This window comes from Kineococcus sp. G2, assembly GCF_037154035.1.
Classification (GTDB): Bacteria; Actinomycetota; Actinomycetes; order Actinomycetales; family Kineococcaceae; genus Kineococcus.
Genome location: NZ_JBBBEM010000143.1, coordinates 1 through 4,231 on the forward strand (window position 1 = coordinate 1; position 4,231 = coordinate 4,231).

The 4,231-nt window shown below is 75.5% G+C and carries 4 protein-coding genes; 3 read left to right on the forward strand and 1 reads right to left on the reverse strand.

Going from position 1 to position 4,231, the window contains the following annotated elements; all coding sequences use genetic code 11:
• Nucleotides 1–37: 37 nt before the first annotated feature.
• Nucleotides 38–1,495 (reverse strand): aldehyde dehydrogenase family protein, encoded by a 1,458-nt coding sequence (locus V9U69_RS19090; protein ID WP_337063483.1) that lies wholly within the window; start codon nucleotides 1,493–1,495, stop codon nucleotides 38–40.
• A gap of 156 nt (nucleotides 1,496–1,651) precedes the next feature.
• Between V9U69_RS19090 and V9U69_RS19095 the strand changes: the two genes are divergently transcribed.
• The 3 genes from V9U69_RS19095 to V9U69_RS19105 form a co-directional block, all read left to right on the forward strand.
• On the forward strand, nucleotides 1,652–2,518 hold the full coding sequence (locus V9U69_RS19095; RefSeq protein ID WP_337063484.1) for an ABC transporter ATP-binding protein: 867 nt from the start codon (nucleotides 1,652–1,654) through the stop codon (nucleotides 2,516–2,518).
• Nucleotides 2,515–3,294, forward strand: a complete 780-nt coding sequence (locus V9U69_RS19100) for an ABC transporter permease (RefSeq protein ID WP_337063485.1) — start codon at nucleotides 2,515–2,517, stop codon at nucleotides 3,292–3,294. Before V9U69_RS19095 ends, V9U69_RS19100 begins: the two co-directional genes overlap by 4 nt.
• 62 nt (nucleotides 3,295–3,356) lie before the next feature.
• Nucleotides 3,357–4,231, forward strand: an 875-nt coding sequence (locus V9U69_RS19105; protein WP_337063487.1) for an ABC transporter substrate-binding protein, incomplete at its 3' end; no start/stop codon positions are given.

Sequence of the window (4,231 nt, forward strand, 5' to 3'; positions counted from 1 at the left end):
GCCGGCGCAGCCCTCACCACACATCTGAAACAGTCACTCAGAACGGGTAGGGGGCGATCTCCGGCCGCACCGTGAGCCACTGGGTCTCGGTGAACGCCTCGATGTTCGCCTCGGCACCCCCCGCCCGGCCGCCGGTGCCCGAGGCGCCGACACCCCCGAAGGGGCTGTTCGCCTCGTCCGAGACGGTCTGCTCGTTGATGTGCACGATGCCGCTGGGCACCGCGTCGGCCACGCGCATCGCGGCGCCCACCTCGCCGAGGATCCCCAGGGACAACCCGTACGGGGTGGCCCGGGCCAGCTCGATCGCCTCGTCGGCGTCGGAGAACGCCAGGACGGGGGCGACGGGGCCGAACACCTCCTCCTCCCAGGCGGGCATGGAGGGCTTCACGTCCGCCAGCACGGTGGGGGAGTAGAACAGCCCCTCGTGGGTGCCGCCCGCGGCGAGGCTCGCGCCGGCCTCGACGGTCCCCCGCACGAGGCGGTCGACGTTCGCCAGCTGCCGCTCGTCGATGATCGGCCCGAGCGCGACGCTCCCCGTCGCCGGGTCCCCCACGGGCAGTGCGCGGGCCCTGCCGGCCAGAGCCTCCACGTAGGCGTCGTGCAGGCTCTCGTGGACCAGGTGCCGGCCGGTGGCCATGCAGATCTGGCCCTGGTGCAGGAACGAGCCGAACGCCCCCGCCGAGGCCGCCAGCGGCACGTCCGCCCCCGGCAGGACCACGAGGGCGTTGTTGCCGCCCAGCTCCAGGTGGGTGCGCTTGAGGTGCTCGGCGCCGAGCGCACCCACGCGCCGGCCGGCCGCGGTGGACCCGGTGAAGGCCACCACGCGCACCTCCGGCGCCACGACCGTCGCCTCGCCGACGTCCGCACCGCCGGGCAGCAGGTGCAGCAGCCCGGGGGGCAGGCCCGCCTCCTCGAACACCCGTGCCAGCGCCACCCCGCCGCACACGGGCGTGCGCGGGTCCGGCTTGAGCAGGACCGCGTTGCCCAGCGCCAGGGCGGGCGCGACCGCCCGGATCGACAGGATGAGCGGGAAGTTGAAGGGAGCGATCACCGTGACCACCCCGGCGGGGCGGCGGCGGGCGAACGACCAGCGCTCCTGCTCGGAGGGCAGCACCGAACCCATCGGGTGGGTGGGCAGCGCAGCCGCCTCGTAGCACTCCTGCGCGGCCACGTGCGTCTCGGTCGCCGCCTTGGCGGCGACCGCACCGGACTCGCGCACGATCCAGTCCTGCACCTCGCCGGCGTGCTGCTCCCACAGCGCTCCCGCCCGCCGCAGCACCGCCGCCCGCTCCAGGGGGTTCGCCCGCGCCCAGTCCCGCTGCGCCGCGGCCGCACGGGCGGCCGCCTCCCGCACGTCCTGCGGGGTCGCGGCGCCCACCCGGCCCAGCACGGCACCGGTGGCCGGCTCGGTGACCTCGATGGTCCCGCCGGAACCGGTGCGCCAGGCACCGTCGAAGATCTTCTCCCGCCACACGTCACCGAGCAGCACGCTCACCGGTGTCCCCCTCGTCAGCCGAACGCGTGGCACCAGTGGACCACGCCGCCCGGCCGCCACCGGAGCGGCCTCCCCCCCCCGGTGGAAGCGCCCGCGGGTCCCCGTGGCGCTCACCGCCCGCACGGCGCGGGGCCGCCCGCTGAGTAGGGTCGGGCCGTGGTGGACCAGCGGGCGGGCGTGGACGAGCAGCCGTTCGTCGCCGTCCGCGACGCCTGCAAGGTGTACGACGACGGGCCGAAGCCGGTGACGGCCCTGGACCACGTGGACCTGCGGGTCCCGCGCGGGCGGTTCGTCAGCGTCATCGGGCCCTCCGGCTGCGGCAAGTCCACCCTGCTGCGGCTGGTGGCCGGCCTGGAGGCGCCGGACCGCGGCGAGGTGCGCATCTGCGGGCGCACGCCCGCGCGCGCCACCGAGCGCAAGATGGTCGGCTTCGTGCCGCAGACGCCGGCGCTGCTGCCGTGGCTGGACGTGCTCGGCAACGTGCGGGTGCTGGAGAAGGTCAACCGCTCCGCCCGCCGGCGCGCTCCCGGGCCCGCCCCGGCGGGGACCGGGCGGTGCGACCTGGCCGGTGACCCCGTGGCGCTGCTGCGCCGCCTCGGCCTGGGGGAGGTCCTGCGCGCGCGGCCCGGCCAGCTGTCCGGCGGCATGCAGCAGCGCACCGCCATCGCCCGCGCGTTCGCCCTGCAGCCGCAGGTGCTGCTCATGGACGAGCCGTTCAGCGCCCTGGACGAGTTCACCCGCGAGGCCGCCCAGCTGCAGCTGCTGGACGTGTGGCAGGAGCTGCGCACCACCGTCGTGTTCGTCACCCACTCCATCACCGAGGCGGTCCTGCTGTCCGACACCGTGGTCGTCATGGCCGCCGGCCGAGTCGCCGGCGCCGTCGAGGTGGAGCTGGACCGGCCGCGCCGCTCGGGGCTGCTGGACTCCGCCGCCCTGCACGAGCACGAGCACCGGGTGCGCGAACTGCTGTCCGACGCCTGGCACGCCGACGCCCGGCACGCCGGCGCCCGGGGCGGCCGGTGACCCCGCGGCGCCGGCCGTCCGCCCTGCACCCGCGGGTGTGGCTGCCCAGCGTCGTGGCGCTGCTGGCCGCCGGGCTCCTCTGGGCGCGGGTCGCCCGCGGCAACCCGTACGTGCTGCCGCCCCTCGGCGCCGTCGGCGCGCAGTTGGTGGGCGAACCCCTGCTGTACCTCGCCAACGCCTGGACCACCCTGTCCGAGGCGCTGCTGGGGCTGGCCCTGGGCGCGCTGGCCGCCGTCGCGGTGGCGGTGGCCGTCTCGGAGTCGGTGCTGCTGCGGCGCGCGGTGATGCCGCTCGCCGTCGTGCTCAACGTCACCCCGGTCGTCGCGATCGCCCCCGCCCTGATCGTGGCGTTCGGGTTCGGGATCCTGCCCAAGGTGCTCGTGGCGGCGCTGACCACGTTCTTCCCGGTGCTGATGAACACCGTCACCGGCCTGCGCTCGGTGCCCCGCGGGGTGCTGCAGGTGTTCCGCACCGTCCACGCCTCGCGCTGGGACGTTCTGCTGCGGCTGCGCTTCCCCAGCGCGCTGCCGTTCGTCTTCGCCGCCCTGCGGGTGGTGTTCCCGCTCTCCCTCGTCGGCGCCATCGTCGCCGAGTTCAGCGCGGCCGGTGCCACCGCGGGCCTGGGCACCCTCATCAAGGTCGCGGCCGGCAACTCGCAGCTGGACCGGGTGTTCGCCTCGATCGCCTGCCTGGCCCTGATGGGCGTGCTGCTGCTGGCGGCCGTCACCGCCGTGGAGCGGCGCGTGCTCTCCTGGCACGCCTCGCAGACCCGGTGAGGAATCCCCACCACCCCCGCGTCCTTGCACCCGGGGAGCACCGTGAGCACCCGGAGGAGCGCGTGAACGAGAGCAGGACCCCCACCCGGCACCGGCCGGTCCTCGCCGCGGCGGCGGCCGCCCTGCTGCTGGCCGGCTGCTCCGGCGGGTCCGGGGACGACGGGGCCGCCACCGCGCCGGCGGGCCGGGGCTCGGCCGTCTCCGCCGAGCGGTGCGCGCAGAACGAGGCGGCCGGCACGGTCACCTACGTCACCGGGTACCAGTTCCAGTCCTCGGTGAGCATCCTGGACCCCGTCGCCGCCGAGGACCTGGGCTACTTCGACGCGCTCTGCCTGGACGTGCAGATCCAGCCGGGAACGGGCGAGACCGCGCAGAACGCCCAGCTCGTCGCCGCCGGCACCGCGCAGCTGTCCTCCATCGCCGGGGCCTCCGACGTGCTCGTCAACGTCGACAACGGCGTGGACGTCACCGCCGTCGCGCTGTTCGGGCACGTCCCGGTGGCGACGCTGATGACCGGCCCGGAGGTGGAGGACCTGACGCAGCTGCAGGGCGCCACCCTCGGGCACAAGGGCGCCCTGCCGGTGACGATCGAGGCGATGCTGCGCACCGCCGGCGTGGACGTCGCGGCGCTGGAGCAGGTGCAGGTCGGCTACGACCCCACCGTCCTGACGCGCGGGCAGGTGCAGGCGCTCACCGGCTACAAGTCCAACGAGCCGCTGACTCTGCGCGAGACGGGCGAGGAGGTCGTCGAGTGGAACCCCGAGGACTTCGGGGTCCCCGGCTCCATCGCCACCACGATCGTGAACCCGGCGTTCCTCGCCGAGCACCCCACCGCCGTGCAGGACTTCCTGCGCGCACAGCTGCGCGCCTACGCGCACTGCACCGAGCGCGCCGCCGAGTGCGTCGCCCTGGCGGCGGAGCGCTCGCAGGTCGGATA